General features: G+C 67.8%; 22 protein-coding genes. 13 read left to right on the plus strand and 9 right to left on the minus strand.

Translation table 11 applies throughout. The features are described from left to right. Positions 1–53: 53 nt before the first annotated feature. Both xylB and LL946_RS05970 read left to right on the plus strand, forming a co-directional pair. On the plus strand, positions 54–1,472 hold the full coding sequence (gene xylB / locus LL946_RS05965) for a xylulokinase (protein WP_404385766.1): 1,419 nt from the start codon (positions 54–56) through the stop codon (positions 1,470–1,472). A gap of 16 nt (positions 1,473–1,488) precedes the next feature. Continuing rightward, complete coding sequence (locus tag LL946_RS05970; RefSeq protein ID WP_404385768.1) at positions 1,489–3,126, plus strand: ABC-F family ATP-binding cassette domain-containing protein; 1,638 nt, start codon at positions 1,489–1,491, stop codon at positions 3,124–3,126. Here LL946_RS05970 and LL946_RS05975 read toward each other — a convergent pair. The 3 genes from LL946_RS05975 to LL946_RS05985 all read right to left on the minus strand — a co-directional run bounded on the left by LL946_RS05975 (position 3,113) and on the right by LL946_RS05985 (position 5,975). Beyond that, positions 3,113–4,381 (minus strand): cupin domain-containing protein, encoded by a 1,269-nt coding sequence (locus LL946_RS05975; protein ID WP_404385770.1) that lies wholly within the window; start codon positions 4,379–4,381, stop codon positions 3,113–3,115. The two genes, LL946_RS05970 and LL946_RS05975, sit on opposite strands and share 14 nt — an antisense overlap. Continuing rightward, positions 4,378–4,638, minus strand: coding sequence for a hypothetical protein (locus LL946_RS05980; protein ID WP_404385772.1), 261 nt, complete (start codon positions 4,636–4,638; stop codon positions 4,378–4,380). The genes LL946_RS05975 and LL946_RS05980 overlap by 4 nt, the downstream gene beginning before the upstream one ends. A 104-nt stretch (positions 4,639–4,742) precedes the next feature. Beyond that, the gene (locus LL946_RS05985; RefSeq protein ID WP_404385774.1) at positions 4,743–5,975 is read right to left on the minus strand and encodes a glucose-1-phosphate adenylyltransferase family protein; all 1,233 of its coding nucleotides are present in this window, start codon (positions 5,973–5,975) and stop codon (positions 4,743–4,745) included. Between the two features lie 68 nt (positions 5,976–6,043). Here LL946_RS05985 and LL946_RS05990 point away from each other — a divergent pair, with 68 nt between their 5' ends. The 3 genes from LL946_RS05990 to LL946_RS06000 all read left to right on the plus strand — a co-directional run bounded on the left by LL946_RS05990 (position 6,044) and on the right by LL946_RS06000 (position 8,564). Beyond that, the gene (locus LL946_RS05990; protein ID WP_404385776.1) at positions 6,044–7,306 is read left to right on the plus strand and encodes a saccharopine dehydrogenase family protein; all 1,263 of its coding nucleotides are present in this window, start codon (positions 6,044–6,046) and stop codon (positions 7,304–7,306) included. 140 nt (positions 7,307–7,446) lie between these two features. Continuing rightward, positions 7,447–8,079, plus strand: coding sequence for a lysoplasmalogenase family protein (locus tag LL946_RS05995; protein ID WP_404386809.1), 633 nt, complete (start codon positions 7,447–7,449; stop codon positions 8,077–8,079). Next, positions 8,076–8,564 carry a GNAT family N-acetyltransferase gene (locus tag LL946_RS06000; RefSeq protein WP_404385778.1) on the plus strand — a complete coding sequence of 163 codons (489 nt, stop codon included), beginning with the start codon at positions 8,076–8,078 and terminating at the stop codon, positions 8,562–8,564. Before LL946_RS05995 ends, LL946_RS06000 begins: the two co-directional genes overlap by 4 nt. A gap of 38 nt (positions 8,565–8,602) precedes the next feature. Here the strand turns inward: LL946_RS06000 and LL946_RS06005 are convergent, their stop codons facing one another. After that, positions 8,603–8,932, minus strand: coding sequence for a hypothetical protein (locus LL946_RS06005; RefSeq protein ID WP_404385780.1), 330 nt, complete (start codon positions 8,930–8,932; stop codon positions 8,603–8,605). A gap of 210 nt (positions 8,933–9,142) precedes the next feature. Between LL946_RS06005 and LL946_RS06010 the strand changes: the two genes are divergently transcribed. Then, positions 9,143–9,595: an NUDIX domain-containing protein gene (locus LL946_RS06010; RefSeq protein WP_404385782.1), complete on the plus strand. Its 453-nt coding sequence runs from the start codon at positions 9,143–9,145 to the stop codon at positions 9,593–9,595. A 193-nt stretch (positions 9,596–9,788) separates the two neighbouring features. On the opposite strand, the gene LL946_RS06015 is transcribed toward LL946_RS06010, so the two are convergent. After that, the gene (locus tag LL946_RS06015; protein ID WP_404385784.1) at positions 9,789–10,127 is read right to left on the minus strand and encodes a hypothetical protein; all 339 of its coding nucleotides are present in this window, start codon (positions 10,125–10,127) and stop codon (positions 9,789–9,791) included. A 334-nt stretch (positions 10,128–10,461) separates the two neighbouring features. Here LL946_RS06015 and LL946_RS06020 point away from each other — a divergent pair, with 334 nt between their 5' ends. The 3 genes from LL946_RS06020 to LL946_RS06030 all read left to right on the plus strand — a co-directional run bounded on the left by LL946_RS06020 (position 10,462) and on the right by LL946_RS06030 (position 13,840). Then, a complete protein-coding gene (locus tag LL946_RS06020; RefSeq protein ID WP_404385786.1) occupies positions 10,462–11,586 on the plus strand; it encodes an adenosylhomocysteinase in 1,125 nt (374 codons plus the stop codon). A gap of 258 nt (positions 11,587–11,844) precedes the next feature. Next, positions 11,845–12,279: an SRPBCC family protein gene (locus LL946_RS06025; protein WP_404385788.1), complete on the plus strand. Its 435-nt coding sequence runs from the start codon at positions 11,845–11,847 to the stop codon at positions 12,277–12,279. Between the two features lie 181 nt (positions 12,280–12,460). After that, entirely contained in the window at positions 12,461–13,840 is a 1,380-nt protein-coding gene (locus tag LL946_RS06030; protein ID WP_404385790.1) for an NAD(P)-binding protein, read from the plus strand. Between the two features lie 115 nt (positions 13,841–13,955). On the opposite strand, the gene LL946_RS06035 is transcribed toward LL946_RS06030, so the two are convergent. Further along, the gene (locus LL946_RS06035; RefSeq protein WP_404385792.1) at positions 13,956–14,576 is read right to left on the minus strand and encodes a hypothetical protein; all 621 of its coding nucleotides are present in this window, start codon (positions 14,574–14,576) and stop codon (positions 13,956–13,958) included. Positions 14,577–14,751: 175 nt separating this feature from the next. Here LL946_RS06035 and LL946_RS06040 point away from each other — a divergent pair, with 175 nt between their 5' ends. From LL946_RS06040 to LL946_RS06050, 3 genes are all read left to right on the plus strand, one after another. Then, positions 14,752–14,979: a hypothetical protein gene (locus tag LL946_RS06040; protein WP_404385794.1), complete on the plus strand. Its 228-nt coding sequence runs from the start codon at positions 14,752–14,754 to the stop codon at positions 14,977–14,979. A gap of 597 nt (positions 14,980–15,576) precedes the next feature. After that, positions 15,577–15,915, plus strand: a complete 339-nt coding sequence (locus LL946_RS06045) for a hypothetical protein (RefSeq protein WP_404385796.1) — start codon at positions 15,577–15,579, stop codon at positions 15,913–15,915. 128 nt (positions 15,916–16,043) lie between these two features. Beyond that, positions 16,044–16,523: a hypothetical protein gene (locus tag LL946_RS06050; RefSeq protein ID WP_404385798.1), complete on the plus strand. Its 480-nt coding sequence runs from the start codon at positions 16,044–16,046 to the stop codon at positions 16,521–16,523. Between the two features lie 40 nt (positions 16,524–16,563). Here the strand turns inward: LL946_RS06050 and LL946_RS06055 are convergent, their stop codons facing one another. Together LL946_RS06055 and LL946_RS06060 are read right to left on the minus strand one after the other, a co-directional pair. Next, positions 16,564–20,925 (minus strand): hypothetical protein, encoded by a 4,362-nt coding sequence (locus LL946_RS06055; protein ID WP_404385800.1) that lies wholly within the window; start codon positions 20,923–20,925, stop codon positions 16,564–16,566. A gap of 377 nt (positions 20,926–21,302) precedes the next feature. Continuing rightward, complete coding sequence (locus LL946_RS06060; RefSeq protein WP_404385802.1) at positions 21,303–21,605, minus strand: hypothetical protein; 303 nt, start codon at positions 21,603–21,605, stop codon at positions 21,303–21,305. 496 nt (positions 21,606–22,101) lie between these two features. Here LL946_RS06060 and LL946_RS06065 point away from each other — a divergent pair, with 496 nt between their 5' ends. Beyond that, positions 22,102–22,317, plus strand: coding sequence for a hypothetical protein (locus tag LL946_RS06065; protein ID WP_404385804.1), 216 nt, complete (start codon positions 22,102–22,104; stop codon positions 22,315–22,317). 21 nt (positions 22,318–22,338) lie between these two features. On the opposite strand, the gene LL946_RS06070 is transcribed toward LL946_RS06065, so the two are convergent. Next, positions 22,339–22,854 (minus strand): HIT family protein, encoded by a 516-nt coding sequence (locus tag LL946_RS06070; RefSeq protein ID WP_404385806.1) that lies wholly within the window; start codon positions 22,852–22,854, stop codon positions 22,339–22,341.

The following is a 22,854-nucleotide window of genomic DNA, read 5'->3' on the forward strand; positions in this document are numbered from 1 at the left end:
TCGTCGGGCGGCGCACCCGTGCGTCGTCCCGTCGGTTCGGGAAGGATGCAGGCATGGCCACGAAGCACGAGCAGCTCGTCGCGGGCGTCGACTCCTCCACCCAGTCCTGCAAGGTCGTCGTGTGCGACGCCGAGACCGGCGAGGTCGTCCGGCAGGGGCGCGCCCCCCACCCGGACGGCACCGAGATCCATCCGCGCGAGTGGTGGCGCGCCTACGAGGAGGCCACCGCCGGCGGGCTGCTCGACGGGGTGTCCGCCCTCGCGGTCGGTGGGCAGCAGCACGGCATGGTCACCCTCGACGACGCCGACGAGGTCGTGCGGCCGGCGCTGCTGTGGAACGACACCCGCTCGGCCCAGGACGCCACCGACCTCACCGAGGAGTACGGCGGAGCGCAGCGGTGGGCGACCGAGGTCGGCGTCGTGCCGGTCGCGTCGTTCACCGTCACCAAGCTGCGCTGGCTCCGCCGCGCCGAGCCGGAGTCCCTCGGGCGGACCCGGGCCTGCGTCCTCCCCCACGACTGGATCACCGGCCAGATCCTCAAGCAGGGCGGCGGCTTCGAGGGCTGGACGACCGACCGCGGCGACGCCTCCGGGACCGGTTACTGGTCGGCCGGATCCGAGGCCTACCTGCCCGAGCTCATCGACCTCGCGATCGGCCGGTCCATCGAGGTGCCTCGCGTCCTCGGCCCGACCGAGGCCGCCGGGCGCACCGAGTCGGGCATGGTGCTCGGGCCGGGCACGGGTGACAACGCCGGAGCCGCGCTCGGCCTCGGGCTCCGACCCGGCGACGCCGTCATCTCACTGGGCACGAGCGGCACCGCCTTCGCCCGACACGGCGCCGCAGTCGCCGACGCCTCCGGTGCCGTGGCCTCGTTCGCGGACGCCACCGGCGACTTCCTCCCGCTGCTCGCCACCCTCAACGCCGCGCGGGTCATGACGGCCGGGGCCTCGATGCTCGGTGTCGACCTCGCCGAGCTCGACCGCCTCGCCACGACCGCCCCACGGGGCGCCGGTGGCCTCACCCTCCTGCCCTACCTCGACGGCGAGCGCACACCCAACCTGCCGACCGCGACCGGCACCCTCTCCGGACTCACCCGGGCCAACGCCACTCCCGAGAACCTCGCCCGCGCGGTCGTCGAGGGCATGGTCACCAACCTCGCCGAGGCCCTCGACGCCCTTCGCCGACAGGGAGTCGGTGTCGAGCGCGTGCTCCTCATCGGCGGCGCCGCGGCATCGGCAGCGGTGCGGTCGATGGTCGCGGACCTCTTCGGCGTTCCGGTCCACGTGCCCGCGTCAGGCGAGTACGTCGCTCTCGGCGCCGCCCGCCAGGCCGCAGCCACCCTGACCGGGTCGGACCTGCCCGACTGGGAGGTCCGAACCGAGACCGTCGTCGAGCCGGACCCGACCGCCGCTGAGGAGACCGCCGACCTGCGTGGCCGCTACGCCGAGCTCCGGAGCCGGCTCCACGGCTGACGCCTAGGCTGTGCGGGTGAGCGCAACCCTCGTGGCGAAGGACCTGTCCGGGGGGCACGCCCACCGCACCCTCTTCGAGCAGCTCGACCTCACCGTCGCTCCCGGCGACGTCGTCGGGGTCGTCGGTGCCAACGGTGCGGGCAAGACGACGCTGCTGCGGATGCTCGCCGGCGAGTCGGCGCCACTGGCCGGCAGCGTCACCACCGCACCCTCGGACGCCTTCGTCGGGTGGCTCCCGCAGGAGCACGAACGCCTCCCCGGCGAGACGGTGGCCGACTACGTCGCGCGGCGCACCGGCGCCACGGCCGCGACCGAGGCCATGGAGGCGGCGGCCACCGCGCTCGGCCACGACGCCCCGGGTGCCGACACGGCATACGCGCATGCCTTGGACCACTGGCTCGCGAGCGGCGCCCCTGACCTCGAGGATCGCCTGCCCGCGACGCTCGGCGAGCTCGGGCTGGACGTCGGACCCGACGCCCTCATGACCTCGCTCTCCGGCGGGCAAGCGGCTCGTGCGGCGCTGGCGGCGCTGCTGCTCAGCCGGTTCGACCTCGTGCTGCTCGACGAGCCGACCAACGACCTCGACCTCGCCGGGCTGGCCCGTCTCGAGGACTTCGTCACCGGCCTGCGTGGTGGGGTCGTCCTCGTCTCGCACGACCGCGAGTTCCTCGCCCGCTGCGTCACGCGCATCGTCGAGCTCGACCTCGCGCAGCACTCGGTGTCGGTCCACGACGGCGGCTACGAGTCCTGGCTGGAGGAGCGCGAGATCGCCCGACGGCACGCGCGTGAGGCCTACGAGGAGTTCGCGGAGACCAAGGCCGACCTGCAGTCGCGAGCGCGCACCCAGCGCGAGTGGAGCAGCAAGGGCGTCCGCAACGCGATGAAGAAGAGCCCCGACAACGACAAGATCCGGCGCGCGGCGAGCATCGACTCCGCCGAGAAGCAGGCCCGCAAGGTGCGCCAGATGGAGTCTCGGATCGCCAGGCTGGACGAGGTCGAGGAGCCGCGCAAGGAGTGGGTGCTGCAGTTCTCGATCGGTGACGCGCCGCGGTCGAGCGCGGTCGTCGCCACCCTCAACGAGGCGGTGGTGAGCCGTGGTGACTTCACCCTGGGGCCCGTCTCGCTCCAGGTCCCCGCCGGTGCCCGCATCGGCATCACCGGCCCCAACGGCGCCGGCAAGACCACCCTCCTCCGCCTGCTCCTCGGCGAGCTCGCGCCCGACACCGGCGGCTCGAGCCTGGGCACGAGCGTCGCGGTCGGCGTCATCGACCAGGGGCGCAGCGGTCTGCGCGAGGACCTGTCGCTCGCCGAGGCCTTCGGCGAGGCGGTGCCCGACCTGCCGCCGGCGGACCGGCGCACGCTGCTCGCCAAGTTCGGGCTCAAGGCCGACCAGGTGACGAGCCTCGTCGCGCGTCTCTCACCGGGCGAGCGGACCCGCGCTGCGATGGCGCTGCTCCAGGCCCGCGGGGTCAACGTCCTCGTCCTCGACGAGCCGACCAACCACCTCGACCTGCCCGCCATCGAGCAGCTCGAGCAGGCCCTCGACTCCTACGACGGCACGCTGCTGCTCGTCTCGCACGACCGCCGGCTCCTCGAGAACGTGCACCTCGACGAGCGCTGGCACGTCGACGCCGGGCGGGTCACGCCCCTCTGACGTCCACGGGGACGAGCAGGCCGGCAAGTGCGAGCCGTCGCCTCAGCTCGGGGTCGAGTTCCGCCGGGTCCCGTATGCCGTCCAGCACCTCCGCGACCGCGTCCCGGTCGTCCGCGCCCACGACGAGGCGACCCACCCGGCTGACGAGCGTGACCGAGTCGCCGTCGCCCTCCCAGTGGGCGGCCAGATGGCGACGGACCCGCCACGCCACCGCGGCGTCGTCCGGGCCCTGGGCACGCTCGACCTGGTCGAGGACGCCGAAGGGTTCAGCGCGCTGGGCCGCGCGGACCGTCGGGCGCAGCGCGTCGACGACCTCGTCGACCGTGATGTCGTGCAGGGCCTTGGCGACGAGCGTCCGGACCACCTCGGCGTCGTCGTCGAAGCCGAGCTCCGACGAGCCTGACCTGCCGGGGGCGATGGGCAGCGAGCGCCTCGCCTCGACGTCGTCAGCCAGTCGGGCCGTCACCCTGCCGACGAGGGCGTCGACGAGATGGCGCCGCGTCCACGTGTGGACGCCCATCGTGAGGTGGATGCTCGTGCCGCCGAGCGCCGTGGCGGAGTGCAGGTAGCCGCGCGGCAGGTAGAGGCAGTCGCCGGGTCGCAGGGTCTCCTCGATGAGGGGTTCTGCGGTGGCCGCCTGCTCGACCGCAGCTCGGTGCTGCTCCCAGGGCTGGTCGCGCAGGGGCGCCTCGAGGACGGGTGGGCGGATGCGCCACCGCTTCTCGCCGGCGACCTGGAGGACGAAGACGTCGTGCACGTCGTAGTGGTCGGCGAAGCCCTGGTTCTGCGGCGGCGTGACGTAGGCGTTGACCTGCACGGGGTGCCCGAGCTCGTCGGCAAGGTCCGCCGCGAAGTCCTGGACCGGCGCCCACGAACGATGCAGCGCCTGGAGGACGAGCGTTGCGCCAGAGGCGAACTCGCGCAGGACGCGGTCCTCGCTCAGCTGGTCACCGATGCCGGCGCCCACACCTCCGCCGAGCGTGAACTGGCGCTCGGGCAGGGTCGAGCCCTCCTTGGCCATGCGCGCGAACGGGGTCCGCAGGGCGCGCCGCGCCACGAGCTCGTCGACGGCGTCGGCACCGAAGAGGTCGGAGAAGTCCCGGGGCAGGTCGGCGCCGCGGGTGAGGAGCGGGGCGCGCGACCAGACGTCGGAGGCGAAGTCCGCGGACGGCATACCGACGAGCCGCGCCAGCGCACGAGAACCCGCGGCCGGAAGCATCGCCTCCGGCCGCGGGTCCTCACGGGGTTCGGTCACTGGGAGCCGTCGGCCCCGCCGTCCGCGCCGCCGTCCTGCTCACCGGGCACAGCCGGCTCGCCTGCGCCGCTGTCGGCCGGGCCCTCTTCGCCCCCGGCGCCACCATCGGCGCCGCCGTCCTGCTCACCGGGCACGGCCGGCTCGCCCGCGCCGCTGTCGGCCGGGCCTTCGGTCTCGGTGCCGGAGATGCTGTCCGCGCCCTGGCCCATGTTGAGACCGCCCTCGGGGTCCATGCCACTCGTCGGGTTCTGCGTCATCGCGTACCTCCATGTGTGGATCCGGCGCCGGACGGTGCCGGGACCTTCCTGTCTACCCCTTCACAAGCCCTGGGTGCACTCGAAGCGTGGGGCAAATTCGCAGGTCAGGCCATGGAACCGGGCTCGAGGCGGCCGCCGGGTGGGACGACCACGCCACGCCGGACCTGGCTCTCGTGGCCGACGAGGACGATCCGGTCGTCCCCGATCCGGGTGCCCGGCGGCGTCTCGCCGACCCGTGCACCGCGGCCGATGGTGCACTGCGAGTCGACGACGGCGGCCCGGACCTCTGCCCCGGCCTCGATCGTCGTCTGGGCGAAGACCACGGAGTCCTCGACGACGGCACCCTTGGCCACGCGGACGCCCGGGCCGATGACGCTGCCGATTACGGTGCCGGCGATGTCGGCGCCCGCGCTGATGACGGAGTGCTCGACCGTCGCGCTGCGGCGCACGTGGGCCGCGGGCAGCTCGGGCCAGCGGGTGAGGATCGGCCACCGCGGGTCGTCGAACACGTCGACCCGGCCGGCGAGCAGGTCGCGGTGGGCCGCGACGTACTCGCTCGGCGTGCCGAGGTCGCGCCAGTAGCCGGGGAGGGCGAAGGCGTGCACCGAGCCGTCCTCGACGAGGCGGGGGATGAGGTGCTCGCCGAAGTCGCCGATGCCGGAGTCGTCACCCTCGGCCGCGTCCACCCGCTCGGCCCGCAGGTCCTCGAGCGCGGCCGCGAGGCGCGAAGGGTTGTAGGCGAAGATCTCGGCCGCAATCGTCGTCGCGTCCGGGCTCTCCGGCTTGTAGTCGAGCCCGGTGACCACACCGCCGGCCCCGACCTCGATGACGGCCTTGGCCGCAGCCTGGGCGCGCGAGACCTCGGTCGTGACGACGGTGCAGGACGAGCCGTTGTCGAGGTGCTGGTCGACGACGTCGCGCAGGTCGAGGCTGAACACCTGGTCGGCGCTGAGCACGACCACGACGTCGGCACCGAAGTCCCGGATCGAGTCGAGGTTGCGGTAGAGGTCGTCGCCGTTGCCCTCGCTGAACCCGGACTGCGCGGCCGACCCGCTGCCCTCCTCGGGCGGCAGCCACTGCAGGCCGCCGCGGGTGCGGTCGAGGTCCCAGGGCCGACCCGCGGCGACGTGCTTGTGCAGGCTCGTCGCGAGGTACTGCACGGACAGCCACACGTCGGTCACCTCGCTGTTCGCGAGGGACGAGAGGGCGAAGTCCACGAGCTGGTAGTGCCCGGCATACGGCAGAGCGGGCTTGGCGCGCTCCCGGGTGAGGACGTCCATCCGGGAGCCCTTGCCTCCGGCCTGGACGATGGCCAGCACCTTCGGTCGTCGCGTCATGGCCTCACTGTGCACCACGTCCTCGATCGGCTGTCGGTTGGCCGGGGGTCATCGCCTAGATTCGGGGGATGAGCACCGATCGTGAGTTCGACATCGTCCTCGTGGGCGCCACCGGGTTCGTCGGACGGCTCACCGCCGCCCACCTCGCCGAGCACGCGCCGTCGTCGGTGCGGATCGCGCTGGCCGGGCGGTCCGAGGAGCGCCTCACGGAGGTCCGTGCGTCGCTGCTGCCGCACCGGGTCGAGGACTGGCCGCTGCTCGTCGTCGACACGACCGATGCCGACGCGGTTGCCGAGCTCGCTGCTCGGACGCGCGTCGTCGTCACGACCGTCGGTCCCTACGCGAAGCTCGGTATGCCGCTGGCGTCCGCGTGTGCCTCCGCGGGCACCCACTACGCGGACCTCACGGGCGAGGTGCTCTTCGTCCGCGACAGCATCGACGCCAACCATGAGGAGGCGCAGCGGACGGGCGCGCGCATCGTGCACTCGTGCGGCTTCGACTCGATCCCGTCAGACCTCGGCGTCTGGCTGACCGCGCGGCAGGTCGCCGCCGACGGCGAGGGCACGCTCGGTGAGACGGTGCTGCACGTCCGCACCCTGCGCGGAGGGGTGAGCGGCGGGACGATCGACTCGATGCGGCAGCAGGCCATCGAGTCCACCGACCCGGTCCGGCGCAAGGCCGTGACGGACCCGCACGGGCTGTCCCCGGACCGCTCTGCCGAGCCGCCGTCGCGCAACCGCCCCAGCTCCGACGAGTTCGGGTTGCTCGACAAGGTGCAGGCGGTGACGGGGACGCGCTACGACTCGGTGACCAAGCGGTGGGTGGCGCCGTTCTTCATGGCCTCGTTCAACACCCGGATCGTCCGGCGCAGCAACGCGCTGACCGACTGGTCCTACGGCCGCGAGTTCCGCTACGACGAGGTCATGGACACCGGCAGCGGTCCGGTGGGCGCGGTCAAGGCCGGCCTGACCACCGCGGTGCTCGGAGGGCTCTTCGCCGGGATGTCCACGGCTCCTACTCGCCGCCTGCTCGACGTCGTGCTGCCCAAGCCGGGTGAGGGGCCGTCCGAGGAGACGATGGAGAACGGACGCTTCGTCATGGACGTCGAGACGACCACGACGACCGGTGCCCGTTACCGGACCCGGGTGGCGGCCGGCTACGACCCCGGCTACTCCGGCACGGCGATCATGCTCGGACAGGCAGGGCTCTCGCTCGCCCTCGACCACCTCGACTCCGAGGGTGGGGTGCTGACGCCGGCTGTCGCGTTCGGTGAGTCTTTGGTGTCGCGGCTGCAGGGCAACGACTTCGAGTTCACGACGACGCGGCGGTGAGCCTGCCCGGCCTGGTGCGGCGGGTGGGGCGAGCTCGGCGAGTTCGGCGACGGGCCGACCTGCTGGCGTACGTGCCACTCGCTGCTGTCACGACGGCTGCTGCGGTGACTGGTCGGGAGCGAGTGCACCTCGCGAGCAAGATGCTGCTCGCGCCGAGCCTGGCTGCTGGGGTCGTGGCGACTCGGGGGCAGCGGCCGTCTGGTCGGAACGCGACTCTGGTGGCAGCGCTGGCCGGATCGACCGTCGGCGACTGGTACATGAACGCGTCGGGTCGTGCGGCCTCTGACGAGGCGCGGCGACGGGCCTTGACGCGTCGCGGGGCTGGGGCCTTCGCGGTGCAGCAGGCCGGTCTCGTGCGGCTCCTGCTGGCTGACGGTGCCCGACCGCGCGGGGTGCCGTCCGCGGTCGTGGGCGGGACTCTGGTGGGGCTGGCCGTCGTCGACACCCTCGCCCACGGAGGCGAGGCCGACCCGGTGCTCAGCGGGTACGGCGTGCTGCTCGGATCGATGACGACACTCGCGACAAGCGACGGGATGTCGCCGCGCGGTCGACGGGCGGTGGCGCTGGGCGGTGGGCTCTTCCTCCTGTCCGACGCGACGATCGTCCTCGGCGAGCACCTGGCGAAGTCCTCGCGACATGAGGTGGTCGTCTCCGGCATCGTCATGGCGACGTATGCCGCTGCCCTGGCGCTCCTGGTCCACGGCCTGCGCGACGAGCCAGTGCGCGACGACACGTCACACCCCACGAACTCCCCGAAGGGTTCCCCTGCATGATCATCCGCGAGATCACCGAGGCCGACTGGGTGGCGTTCTTCCCGACGTTCACCGAGGTCGTCGAGGCCGGCGAGACCTACGCGTTCCCGGTCGGTCTCTCCCTCGACGAGGCGCGCGGCTGGTGGGTGGAGCAGCCGCCCGCCATCACGGTGGCGGCGGTCGGTGATGACGGCGAGCTGCTCGGGTCGGCCAAGACGGGTCCGAACCGGCCGGGGCGTGGTTCGCATGTGGCCACGGCGTCGTTCATGGTGACCTCGGCCGCGCGGGGTCGCGGAGTCGGGCGTGCGCTGGGTGAGTGGGTCCTGGGGTGGGCACGCGAGCAGGGCTACGCCGCAATGCAGTTCAACGCGGTGGTCGAGACGAACACCGTCGCCGTGAAGCTGTGGCAGGACCTCGGGTTCACGGTCATCGGGACGGTGCCGGAGGCGTTCGACAGCGCACCTCACGGTCGCGTCGGGCTCCACGTCATGCACCGCCACCTCTGACCGTCACCGGGGTCGGTCCGACGTCGCTGGTCATGTGGTCAGCCGACGGCCACGCTCCTGTAGAGGATGTAGTGGCCCGCATCGCACGAAGCGGCCGAGGTCGTCGCCTTGACGCCCTGGGTGCGCCATGGACCGAACCGCGTGTATGCCGCCTGGCCGTACACGACGCTGCAGGTCACCCGGGCTCTGTAGATCGTTCCCGTGACCCCGGCGTCCGGGCACCAGGCGTACATGGTGGCGCCCTTCGAGCTGAGCTGACAGAGCGAGCTGGCCTGTGCCGGCTGGGCCACAGCCAGCGACCCTGCAAGCGCCGTAGCCGCGGTGAATGACACGACGGCGCTCTTGGTGACGGTGGTCCTGCCGAACATGCGCGTGCTCCTTGGTCGTCGATGTCGTGGTGCCGTGTGCGCCCGGCGCGCCCCTCCACGCGCCGGGTGCGAACGACGTGGCCAGCGCACAGCGCTGCCGCTCCGACCCTGCCAGCGCTTTGGTCCGGTCGCAGCATCGAGCACGAAAGTCCGCGATTTCGTTGGGTCCGGTCATCCGCTGTCCTGGCAGCGTGCTCGAGACGCAGCCGGATGAGCGGACGTTCGCATGTCGGCTCCGCCTGCCTGGATCAGCGGATGCACAAGGTCGTTGTCGGGGCGCTGGTTCGTGAGCGCCGAGTCCTGCTCGTGCATCGGAGACCGGACAAGCGTGCCTTTCCGAACGTGTGGGACCTGCCCGGTGGACTCATCGAGGCTGGCGAGTCGGAACTGGGCGCGCTCACGCGGGAACTGCAGGAAGAGCTCGGTGTGCAGATCGTGACGGGTTCGGTCTCCCATCTGTGCCACGTGGGCGTCGACGGCCCTACAGAGGATCCCGCTCTCCTGAGCGCCTGGCTGGTGCGTGACTGGGAGGGAACGCCGGCGAACGTCGCGCCCGAGGAACACGACGACCTCGGATGGTTCGATCTGGAGGAGCTGCCTCCACTCGCCCACGTGGTCGTGCGCGCGGCCCTGGTGGATGCGACGACGAGCGACCACACCTGAGCCTCAGACATGCAGAGATCGAGACGCCCACACGGAACGCAGCAGCCGCGAACGTGTGAGCGGACTGCACACGCGGCGAAGTGACGCACCTTCGAGGCGCATCCCCGTCCAGCGGTCCTACCTCCATGACGACCGAAACACGGTCACATGACCTCCCCACGACCGACAACGCCGTCCAGCCGGAGCACTTGTGTCAGACGCCCTGCTTGGTCGCAAGTGCCTCGAAGTTTCCGTACAGCTCGGGCACGCCATGCTTGTCGCGCAATTTGAGGGCCGCTGGTCCGACCCGGGACCACATTCCCGAGACCCATAGCCAGTCCAGTACCAGGTCCGTGTCCAAGATCCCGTTCTTGGTGAGTGTCCCTATGGTCTCGCCCCAGACGAGGACCCGCGAAACCAGAACATCGTCGGCGGAGGCCGTCTCGGGCTCGAACCCGTCCGCCCACACCGCCTGCTGGGCCTCCTCGAGACCCATGGTCGAGCCCCATTGCGCCAGCTGCACGAGCAGTGTGGCGTCTTCGCGATTTGCCATGTCACTCTCTCCTTTGCCTGATCTGTATATCCCCCTCTGCCACGCTACTTGCCGCCTCCGATTGCCGGTGGCCTTTCGCAGACATGCGGTAAATCTGCAGGGTTAGATCGGGATCCACCTCCTGCGGACGCGACGTTGTCACGCGCTAGACCATCCGACATTTCCGCTGGGGAGCCCGGTGCCAGCTAGGGCCCCGGTGTGCGGCCAAGATGGTCGACTGGCGGCGGTTAGACGCACCTGGAGGGCAGGGCCGTATGGCGGCCGTATGAGACCGCCAACCGTGGCTAGTTAGCGCGCCCAGAAGATGGGGCGTCGGTCGGGTATATCTTGAGTGATGGACGCTGCCGAGCTCGAATGGATCGCGTGGACGACACCGATCACCACCGCGTTTGGCGAAGCGGTGGCAGCCTCCGATTTCAGCGGTCGCACTGTGGCCTGCCGGCAGCACATCACGGCCGACACGATCTGCATCGTGGCTCCGTTGGTTGAGGCCGGCGCCCGAGTGCGGCTGGCGCCATGCAACCCCGACAGCACCGACGATCGCAGCGTCGCTCACCTGGCCTCAATCGGTGTGGAGGTCCGAGCACGCGCCGGGATGAGTGCCGGCGAGCTCGACGAGTCGCTGACGTGGCTCGTCAGCGAACCGGCTGATGCCCTGTGCGACATGGGCGGCGACCTGATCGCGGCCGCAGCTGCTGCGGGCCACCGGCCGGCCGGAGCGCTTGAGGCGACGACGACCGGTCTGCACCGGCTCGAGGGACTGCAGATCCCATTTCCGGTGCTCGACTGGAACGGGATCGCGCTTAAGGAGCTGATCCACAACCGTCACCACGTCGGCGTCGAGACGTGGCCGGCCTTCACGGCTATCACCGGTCTGGCGTTGTACGGCCGTGAGGTCGTGGTGGTCGGGTTCGGGCCGGTGGGTCAGGGCGTCGCCGCTCGCGCTCGCGATCTCGGCGCCGTCGTGACCGTCGTCGACCTTGATCCGGTGCGGCTCGTCCAGGCGCAGCACGCCGGGTGTCGAGTCGCCGACATCGCCGACGCCCTCCGCTCGGCGAACGTGGTCGTCACTGCTACAGGGTTCGACGGCGTGCTGGGTGAGGAGCAGCTCTTGCAGGTCGCCGACGGCGCGATCCTGCTCAACGTCGGTCACAGCGACCGCGAGATCGGCGTCGACTGGCTCAACCGGCATCCAAGTACCCCGGTTCGACGACACCTCGAGCGCTTCGAGCTCGACGGTCGGCGGGTCTACCTGCTCAATCGGGGCAGCTTGGTCAACCTCGCAGCCGGGCTCGGGATCAGCGCCCCTCAGCTGTTCGATCCCTTCGCGGCGATCATGCTGCTCGGGCTGGATGCCATCCTGACCGGGCAGACCGCAGATCTACCGAACGGCGTGCAGCTCTACCCGGGCGCGCTGGAAGCCCGCGTGGCGCGAGCGCTTGCCAGCCAACCCGCCTGATCGATCTCCCGGTGGCCACCGATCCGGACTCCTGGTGGCCACCGATCCAGGAGATGCGCTTTGCGGTGAAACGCGGCGGTAAGACGCGGTATCCGAACGCCATGTGCGCCCCCGCAAAGGGGCGTTTTCTCCAGGTCGGTGTGCGAGGCCCAGGGGCAGCCGAGTAGCCCATGCAGGGTCTTCCGAGGGCAAGTGATGAGGAATAGCCTCCGAAGAGGCGGGTCGCCGAGCCTGCCCCAACGGAAGGTTGGCCGTCCCATGCTCACCGTCGAGGAATCCATCACTATCAACAAGCCGCGCATGGAGGTCTGGGAGTTCATGACCGATCCCGACAACGTGCCCGTCTACAGCAGCAACGTCATCGAATACGAGTTGGTCTCAGGGGGAAAGCAGGAGGTCGGCCGGATCTGCCGGGGCGCCGTGAAGGTGGCTGGGCGACGCCTCGAGCTGACTGACGAGATGGTGGAGGTCGAGACCGGACGCACGGGCAAGCTCGTGTCCAAGGACGCCACGATTCCCTACACGCTCTCGCTTCACTACGAGGACGAGGGCGAGGGCACCACGCTCACCTGGCACCAGGAGATGGAATCTCTCAAGGGATTCTTCAAGTTTGCCGACCCGATCGTCCTCAAGCTCTACGCGCGTGACGTGCGTTCGAACCTCGAGAAGGCCAAGACCATCTTGGAGGCCTGAAGGAGCGCCCGCACGCGGCGATGAGACGCACCCTGATGAGCTCTAGGCGAGCCACTGGAAGTCGGAGGTCAGGTACCTGACCGCGGTCATCGGATGGCCGTGGGGGCTCGGCCCCGGTCACGTTGGTCTGGGCCCTTGCCGATGTGTGGACGCGGCGAGGAGGAAGTGCCACCGTGGACGCGTGACGCCGACGATCGAAGCCGACTACCTCGTGGTGGGTGCCGGTGCAATGGGAATGGCCTTCACCGACGCACTGACCGACCACGCCCGGGTTCGGGTGGCGCTGGTCGACCGTCGGCACGGCGTCAGCGGACACTGGCTCGAGGCGTACCCCTTCGTCCGACTGCATCAGGCCTCTGCCTTTTATGGCGTTGCGTCGACCCTGCTCGGCCGGGGGCAGCTGCAGCAGCGCGGGCCCGAGGAGGGCCTACAGGAGCGGGCCTCCCAGCCGGAGATCTGCGTCTACTATGCGCGGGTGCTCGACGAGATGGTGGAGTCGCGAAGCGTCGAGTTCTTCCCCAACAGCGAATACGTAGGCGACCGCACGGTGGTCTCGCGCATCTCGGGTAAGCGTTTGCAGGTGTCCGAGCGGTGCCGGATCGTGGACGCCCGCTACTTGGCTCCCAGCATTCCCGCTGAGAAGCGGGCACCCTTCGGCGTCGGCGACGTCACCCGGGTGCTCACCGTCAACGACCTCGCCCGGCTGGAGGAGTCGCCGAGCCAGTACGTCATCGCCGGGTCGGGCAAGACAGCGACCGACGCGTGCATTTGGTTGCTTTCGCGCGGTGTGGACCCCGATGCGATCTGCTGGGTGCGGCCCCGCGACCCGTGGATGATGAATCGCGCCGTGGTCCAGCCGGATCCCGCGGTCTTCCTCGGCATGGCCGCCGACACGATGCAGGCTGCCCGGGCCGCGGCCTCGTTCGACGACCTGTTCCTCCGGCTGGAGGAGGCGGGCATCATGCTGCGCATCGACCGCACCGTCACGCCGACGATGGCCAAGACCCCGACGCTCGCGACGTGGGAGCTCGATCAGCTGCGCACCTTGCAGAACGTCGTACGACGAGGTCACATCCAGGCAGTAGAGCAGGGCAAGCTCATCTTCGCCGACGGATCAGTCGCCATCGCGGACGACGCCGTGGTCGTGCATTGCGCTGCCGACGGTTTGAAGTACCCCCCGCTCGTTCCCGTGTGGCGCCCCGAGACAATCACTCTGCAGCCGATCAGGGCCGGTTTCCCCTGCTTTGCTGCCGCACTGGTCGGGTACGTCGAGGCGACCCGCCAGGACGACGATGAGAAGAATCGGCTCTGCCCGCCCTCGCCGTACGGCAACTCGATGGCGGAGTGGGCGCGAATGAACGTCCTAGGCACCCACGCCGCGATGTCCTTCTCGGCCGAGCCCGACATCAAGCAATGGGCCGACCAGGTCGCCCTCAACCCCGTACGAACCCCACCCGGGCATCCCGCGTCGGCGGCACTCGACGCCGCGCGCGAACGCCTAGCGACCAACACCCTTCCCGGGCTGGCCAGGCTGACCGAAATGATGGCCGGGTACGAGTAGCCGGTCACGCCTGCGTTCGCCCTGCCGGCTCCGGCACCCCGGATCCGCTCAACGCCTTCGATTAGTCATGCCGCCCAGTTAGCGGCGGAATGACGTGAAAGTGCCACCGGCTCCGTCAGCTAGGCCGGACCGGTCTAGGCAAGGTCAGTTCCGCGGCAACCTGTCGGGCGACCTCCTGCCGCTCATGCTGTTCAATCCGCATGCAGGCGCGCAACTCCTTCAGACTGTCCCAGTCAAGGGGCTCATTCGGATCGCCCCCGCTCTGCTCCCAATCAAAGGCTAAACGCGCGTACTCCTCGTCGAACTGCTCAACGGCTGCGGACCAGCTTTCAACTCGCGCCGTTAGATCTCGCGAGCCGAATGCTGCAAGCAGAGCGTCAATCCCGGCTCGATCCGACAGCGGCGGCCTATCGGTCGTCCTTGGCCGGGGTTGGCCGTAGTCAGGTTCCGTACGGGCTTCAAGTCGGGTCACGGCCGAGCCCAGGGCCTGCCCTTCCCGCTCCACCATCCGAAGTATCTCCAGATACGAGTCGGCCCGTTTGTCCTCGATCCGATTCTCGCGAGCAAGGCGCTCGTTGGCCGCGAGAGTGTCGCGCGTGAGCCTTTCATTAACCGCCAGAGACTCCCGGGTCATCTTCTCGTTTCGCTTCGTCGACCATGCCGCCAGGACGATGCCGCTCCAGCCACTCAAGACAGCAACGATGACTGCGGCAACGGCTACGTCCAGCTCGTCCATGGTTGGAGAGTATGCGTCGGCGCGATGCGCTGTGGTCGCAGGGGCCCCTCGGGTCCGGGCGTATCGCGGCGGATTGACGCATCAATGACGCGCGGGTACTGACCCAGTCGCCAAGGCGAGGCCCAGCCGTGCGTTCCGATGCGTAACCTGCAGAACTGCAGTCGAGATGTCGGCGATGGCCACTAAGGTTGCGAAGGCGGGGAAGTCCTGCGCTGATGAAGGGACATCAACCATGTCTAATGACCGACTGATCGGCGACTCGCTCTACACGCTGAACGCCATCTCGACATCGGAGCAGGGCGAACCAGAGCCACTCCCGCCAGGCACAAGCCTCACCGCTTCTGTCGAGACCATCGATAACGACCGAGCCAGTCTGATGCTCGACGCCGACGTCATTCGTTGAGTTGTGGCCCTGATCGTCGGGTCCGCGGCCGACCCGCACGTTAGGGCAGTCGTGGCCCGAATGGCCACTTGCGCAGTCGTCGTAGATGCGGCCTCGCTCGGACGTGCGCCTATAACGTTGACCAATGACGCTCTAGTCATAGCCGGCCAAGAGATTGGCGCCGGTCGCGGATGGATTCGCAGGCTCGCACCCGAAGGTTGGGCCGAGTCGCTCAGCGCTACGGATCTGCAAGCGGCTGAGCGCAGCGCATCCGTGTCGGCTCTGGCCGCGCTCGTCCGCATCGCGCGGGTGCAGTGGCTGACTCGACTCGACGTGTTTGGTGCTGCCGAGAACAAGCCGCTGCAATACCGGCGAGCCGCCCACGCAGGGGTGCCGGTCCCAGAGTGGGTAGTTACGACTAGCTCGGAAGCCCTCCCCACTGTTGGCCGGTGGGTCGCCAAGCCGTTGGGGCGTGGGTCCTTCATAGATGATGAGGGCACCGGATGGGTCGTTCCCACCGCATCGGTCGACCTTACGATGCACCGCCAGGCACTAGTTCGCGTTCCGTTCATGTTGCAGCGGCAGGTCCGAGCTACAACCCACGCAAGGGTGGTGACAGTGGGCACAGCACCTCACTGCACCGTCTACTCGGCGACTCTTGCGGCGTCGGAACTTCCTCTCGACTGGCGTCTCGCCGAGGCGGGGCACACTGGCTTTACGACGGTGCCCGCGCCTGCCGAGGTCCACGACCTTGCGGCTAGGGCCACCGCCGTGCTCGGAGTCGGATACTCCGCTCAGGACTGGATTTGCGACGAGGACGGGTTCTGGTGGTTCGTGGATCTGAACCCCGCAGGGCAGTGGCTCTTTCTTCCGCATGAGGTAGCCGACGCTGTGACTGCGGAGATTGCCGCCTTCCTCGATGGGTCCCAGCGCCCTGGCGACGGGTTACTTTCGTGAAGCACTTGGGGACGCGAGTTAGAGATTCGTGCCTCAGCGCCACTGGTGAGCTTCGCGCATTTCTCGCATACGCGTTGATCGTGTTCCGACCAGGAGCCATGCCGCCGCAGCATCCACAATGCCCACCGATGAGCCCGCAGCTTGCCCCGAAGGATTGGACAGCAGACGAGTACTTGCTGTACATCGAGGAGGCGCGCAGGGACATGGACGGCCAACAGGACGACAAGCGCGACGTTCGTGTTCGGGCGCAAGTGGTCCTGACGACGTCGCTTGTCATTGCTGCTGCCATCGTCACCTCCTACGAAGGTAAGGCGGACGTTTGTGTGGTTGGCAAGTTGGTGTACATCGTCGCAACCGTGCTCAGCGGGCTCACCGCGCTGGCAGCGGGAGGCATAATCACTGCCCAGTCGCCGGTGGGAGCGCCGAATCTCCAGGCCTTAGTGATGATGGGGACAGGAGATCTCCACAAACGGCTTGCGGATGAGTACGCGGCAACACGCCATCAGGGCGCTGCGACAGTCGCCATGTTGGTCACGGTGCTGCGAGACTGCGTGCTCGCCATGCTGCTAGGCGTATGCACCTTGGGCGTCGTCCACGTTTGGGCGTAGGCCACACGCAGTCTCCAGCAACCAAACCCGATCGCGGCTGTCAAGCGATTGGGGAGGGACGTTTCATACTCGCCGTGGCCTTGCTTGTCGTGCTCGGCTTCGTCGAAGCCTTCCGCGCAGCTGGGGAGGGGGTCGATGACTCCTTCGCCTTGACCCTCTTCGCCGTAGTCGTTGTTACTATTGTCTCGTTCGTAGCCGCATTCTTTCCTGTGGTCGCCTTGGCCGTGGCCTTTCTTGCCGTGTTTGTCGCGCGACTGCTCGGCCGCGTCAGGCCAGCATCAAGAACCACCATTCGGACGTCCAGACCGCGTGCATCCAGTGGCGCTGCCACGTTCTCAAGCGTCGCCGATAGCTCTTTGATAGAGCCGCGGGCTCTGGCCTTGGACTTGCGCTGATCTCCCGCTGATCGCCAGGACTCTTGGTCGAACCAAGGGACGATGTATATCCCGGACCTAGAGCCAATGTCCTGCATGTATCTCGCTGCGAGCTGTCGCTCAGGGGCCGTCTCCAAGTCTCGGTTCCAAGGGCCCTTTACTTCTCCCACAATCGTGATGGGGCGGGTCTCCAAGCTCGCCAGCCCCGGCATAATTGGTGCGGCGTCTACACGTAGGTCCGTGCGCTCCGGGGCCCCCGCTGCCTTTACGCGCTTGACCTGAACCTCCCGATTTACTACGAGTCCGCGGAGCCGCAGGCGCCACTGCAACTCTGAGCGGAGGTAGTCGGAGAACTCATCCTCGCTCTTGGGCCGGCCCGAGAATGTGTCCCAAAGGAGCGGGGCCGTCGGTGTATCGCCCTGCAGTGCAACGCCAATGTCTCGCAGCGCTGAAAGGCATGCGTCAAGCAGTTCGGACTCCGACCTAATCAGTCGGGTGAGTCTCGAGTCGGCAATCGCGTCGAGTTCTGCAGGCGAAGTGGGATGGAAAGACTTGTCTCTATATGCCTGCTCTGATGCTAGGAGCCAATACGCGTGTGACTCGCCGTGCCCAAGACGGCTGACGATAAGGCGAACAGCTTCGACTGACTGAGAGGTGCCGGTCTCGACGATGGAACGCAGGATCGAGTCACGCCACTCTCCGACAGACTCTCTTGGGCCCACGAAATGCGCATCGTCAAACTGTGGGTCTTCGGCTGCAGGGAAGTGCTCTGTCAACCACATGTAGAGCTCTGCAAGAGCGTCCACCGCGAGAGTGGGGGGCCTCCGATCGTGAGTTGCTCCCCAAGCAAGGGCCACTCGCTTCATGAAGGCATGTGCACGTCGCATGGTCTGCCGAATGACCGGCCATGAGGCGTCCGCGTCCTTGGCAAGCAGGCGCACCATCGCCGCTTCCGCGCGGGCTGTCTGCTTTGCTCGTCCCTTTGGCGCAACCCAGTCATGCAGCAAGGGTCGAATCACTTCAAACCGACCCTGCGCGAGGTGATCGACAATCTCCCAAGTGCCATCCTTGGCAGTCGCCTGACGCGAGATGAGTTCCACGAGGCGGTGGGCTAGCGCATCGGAATCCAGTAGGCGCATCTCCTCGCGAAGGTGGGTCGTCTGGCCGCGGATGAGGTTGTCCTCGAGCGCCGACATAAGGCTGTCGGTCAGCGCCTCCCTGGCATGGGGTAAAGCCAGCGCGAACAAGGCCTCCTTATCCTCCAAGGTGGCGCCATTCAGCGTGCACGTCCAGGTCACCATGATGGGCGCCCATTCGCGCCAAGCTTCGGCAGAAAGGGCGCGCAGTCGTGGAGCGTCGACCTTCAAGAGCAGGATCAGCGCCTTGTAGCCGGCCTCGGCCGGAAAGAACCGGAGGTCTTTGCCGAGCCAACGGTCCGGCGAGCAAGATGCGCTCTCCAGGTACTGGAGGGCTCCGCGTACGAGGTTCGCGCGTGTCTCCTGCGACAGTTGTTGCCAACGCGGGTGCCGGGTGAGATCGGGTTGAAACTCGTCCATGTAATGGCCTGTTCCGGGCCGGACAGTGACATCGCGCGCGGCCTGCCAGAAGGCGGTCGAGTCGCCCGCTCCGGCGTTGCGCGCGAGTGATGGCAGGCGACGGGCGACGAGATCCCGCTTGGGCTTAGCGGTGCGCCTCTCCTCGGCGCGTCGCCGCTGAGCCTCCAACTTTTGCCAAGATTCCCGAGCGGTCACCGCGGCGTCGGACTTGAGCACCACCGCACCCCGCCAATACTCGAATAGCGCCGCCGTGGGGCTGCGTTCAGACAGCGCGAGCACGGCGCTGCTCATCCGGGCAGAGGCGGGATTGAAGAGGGTCTGCAGGGCCAGACCCAGGTTGTCGCGTAGTGGTCCTGAAGATCTCGAATGTTGCCGCAGCAGCCACGGGAAGTCTGCCGAAGTCAGAAGAGCTCCATCTCGGCGGTCGAACACGTCCACCACGGCGAGGGTTTGGTCCTGCGTAGCTTTCGCCAAGATTCCCAGCGCCAGCTCTCTTCTCGCTGCGCTCGAGACCACGATCGGTTCGTCGTCGCCGCGGCGAAAGAGAGGCTGGTAGTTGCTGGCGCATGCGAGCATGATCTCCTCAACAGCGTCCCTAGCGCCCGGGACGTTGAGGTGGTTTAAGCAGAGCTCCATGCACTTGTCGACAAGGGCGTCAACGCGGCTATCGTTCAGACGCTCCAGATCCTCTCGCAGCCAGTTGGCTGCCGCCTCTGTGTCCAAAGGCGTCAGCTTTGCCGCAAACTCCGAGACGAACGCGCTATAGAGCCCAAGGAAGTTCTTCCGGTGCTTCGGCACTAGCACTGCGAAGACCTCGGCCGTCGTGATCGCGTGCGGCCAGGAGGCGAAGAGCCCGGCCGCCTGTAGCTCCTGGTCGTCATCGGCTGTCGCAGAGGAATGGCCACCAGCTTGCCGAATCAGAGGCAATAGGTCGGCCGTGGGGTCCGTGTCTGCGACCTCTTGCGCAGCGAGAGCTGCGGCTACTCGGGATGCAGACTCTTCGGACGGATCCAGTGCGAGCTGAACGAACTCGGGCTTCAACTCAGGAAGTTGGATCGCGCGCGCGATGTCCAGTGCCAGCCTTCGAACGTCCTTGTGGCTGTCCTGAAGGCCTACCGAAAGTTGGTGCGCGATGCCGGGGTGCCCAAGGCCGTCCAACGGCGTCTCGTAGTTGTGCACCATTCGCCCCGCGCGCGCATGCTCCAAGATGGATGAAACCAAGCGCGTCCTAGCATCGTCGTCCGGAATAACCACGTCGACCAGAAACGCCTCTGGATCGACGTCCAGGAGCCAGTTGTAACGACTTGCGTCAGTGGCTACGAGCCAAGCGGCAACCCCCCGCAAGTGCTTGGGAATGCGCTCGTTATCAGTGACCAGAAGCGACGCAACTTGCTCCTCGTCGAGGTCGCAATGGCGCATCCAACGCGCGGAGAGGAACTCAACGAATGTTGAGTGGCTCCACCCTAGGCGTGAGTCCCCGGCGCCCGTGAAAAGGGCTGAATGCAGCGTTGCGGCCACGAGATCGGCGGAAGCCTGAGACCCGCCAAAGCCTGTGGGTCTCCTGAGGCACTCGTCGATCGTCAGATCGGAGGCTCCGGCTTCGGCGGTCAGTCCGGTCCAAAATGTAGGTCGGCCGCCGAATAGAGACAGAGCCGCCAGCCGAGTAGCTGTGTCGAGTCGCTCGGTCGCCGTGCCAATAGCTGGATCGCCCTGGCGCCGAGCCTCGTTAGACTCGTCGCATAAGGCCAAGAGGCCCTGTTCGAACAGGTCGCTCGGGCGGGAGGGAAGCCTTCCCTCTCGCACCCACGCTCTGGCTAGTAATCGCAGGGTCAAGGGCCGGGCTCCAAGCGGAACTGCTTTGCTCTTTTCGATGGCGGTGAGAAACGCTTCCCTGTCAGTCACCTCTGGAACGAGTTCCGCAGCATCCGCTCTTCGCAACGGGAGCAGTTCAACACAGAGAGTCTCGTCGAACAACTTCTCGAGCTCGCCATTGAGCCAATTGGGCCAATCGGCGGTCCGACAAGCGATCCGCAAATAGAGACGGCCTTTCCCGCCTCGCTCAATAAAGTCCCGAAGCAAGTGTGGGAGCGTTGGCACTCGACGGTGTGCCTCGTCGAAGCTGTCGAGCGCAAGACAAAGTTTGCCGCTGCCCTCGCGCCACGTCTGGACGGCCGGATCGCCAAATATTTCGCTGACTATCCGGCTCTCACTGGCATACCCAGCCAAGTCGAACGACAGGCTCTTGAGTCGACCGCGGGGCGGCAGGCCTTCGTGCAATGAGATGAGCGTCGATTTGCCCAGTCCGGGCTCGCCCAACATGATCACGCACTTGCTCTGGGCTAGGTCCGTGGTTGAAAGAAGCTCGTAGGGCTGCCACCACGAGCCGGCGTTCGGGTCAGCGAGCCAGCCATGCGCATCAAGTGAGTAGGAACGCCCGACCTGGAGCCAATACCGCTTGAAGTCGTCCCCCATGGTTTCCACCCTAGAGTTGACTCCATAGTCCGCGCACGCAAAAAGCCGCATCAGCAGCTGAAGGATTGAAGATACGTACTCGACTGATGCATGTCACGGGATCGGCAACCTGACTAGGGCACCACCTCGTGAGTGCTTCGGCCATGTTGCAGTTGCCTCGGGTCTGCGCCGCAGAGCGACTGGGTCAACCTGACTGGGACCAACCGTCGCGACCCTTCGGGAGCAACGCACCCCATCGGTCAAGCCGGACCGCCATCCGGAGCCGTGCCCTTAGTGGGCGGTGTGACGCATCCAAGGGCGCGAGCTCATCGGCATCACAGTGAAACGGTGCCGGGCCCTTCAGACCAACGCCAAGGGTTGCCGGCCAGCCCCTCGGATCAGTGGCGCCGCTGGAACTCCCATGCCCGGCGGATGGCCATCTTGATGGTGTCGGGGTCACCGTCGAGGTTGGCCTGGACCTTCATGTGCGACTCGAAACGCGACGGCACCCCGAAGGTCTCGGTGTTCGCCTCCAGCAGCCGCTCGCGGTCCTCGAACCTCACCCGGATGACAACGGTCCCCCCGCTCGACCTGGCGCACGACGAGCCGGTCGTCGACGTACCAGGCGCCCCGCCCGGGTGGCCCTTGCGCTTGCAGCCCACCAAGGAAGTCGCGAAGTCGTCGATCTCATCCATCGTCACCGTTCCAACGTAGCCGCGGGACGGCATACGCACGCTTTGTCGGATGGCAGCATGCAAGGCGTGCTGACTCCGGATCCGTCCAGCGGGCCTACGACGGAGTGGCCGCGACGTAAGCCACCCACGTCCCGAGCACCGAGCCGGAGGCTCCGCTCGATCTCGCGATGGTCGACGGCTTCATCGCAGCCGTGACCGGCAGCGGCGGCAGCAGTAGGCGCTCAGGGTGCGACCGCTCGCGCTGAACTTACAGTTCACCGCTGGTCACACACTCGTGCTGACGTGGGCACATCTGAGGGTTGTCACGGGCCACGCACGCTGCCAGCCTGAAGGGGTCGGCAATATCGCTGATGCCCAACCACGAGGGGAGCCACTCATGACAACACGGAAGACACGTCGCGCTGCCTTGGTCGCGGTCGCGACTGGCGGCTTGGTCCTCACGATGTCCCCTGCGGCCCAGGCAGACCACACTCACGCCAAAGTGGTGGGCAACGGTCAGTGCGTGGTGCTCGCGGAGGGTGCAGGTGAGGAGGCGGTGGTACTGCCGCTGTCCGTTTTCGAAAACAACCCCAACGTGGATGCCGCCCCGACGGCCTCGCGCATGCACCCGCTGCACGTGCTGGTCCACCTCGGGCAGGCCGGCGAGCACAACGCACTGTTCGTCTACGGCACGCCCGCCGAGGCCGCTGCCTGCGCGATGGGATACGTGAACCGGTAGCCCGGCGTCCGGCGTCCCCTTCTACGACCCGCGGGGCCCCGGCGAGAGGCCCAAACGCGCGGCGACCTCCGCCGTCCTTTGCGCGGAGCCGGGCGTGGTGCGCCAAGGCCGCCGCAGAGGATCGTCAGTCCAGCGCGGGACGACGTGGAAGTGGAGGTGGAACACGTCCTGCCACCCTGCGGCGCGGTTGGACTGGAAGATGCTCAGGCCGTCGGGGTTGAGTCGGCCGTCGAGGATGCGCGCGACGGTTTGCGTGGTGCGGATGACGGCGGCGAGGTCCGCCGTACTCACCGAAAGCAGGTCCGCGGTGTGGCGCTTGGGGATCACCACGGTGTGTCCATCTGTGGCCGGCGCGATGTCGAGGAACGCCATTGTTCTCGCGTCCTCGAAGACCACCGTCGAGGGAAGTTGCCACCGCAGCACCTTGCAGAACACGCACTCATCCGGGCCATTCGCCATCGCGCCCTCCTCTGATTCCAGCCACCACAGTCGCACATCACGGGGCACGCCAGAGAACCAGGCCGTGCTGCTCTGCAC

The organism is Knoellia locipacati (assembly GCF_044791685.1).
GTDB classification, from domain to species: Bacteria; Actinomycetota; Actinomycetes; order Actinomycetales; family Dermatophilaceae; genus Knoellia; species Knoellia locipacati_A.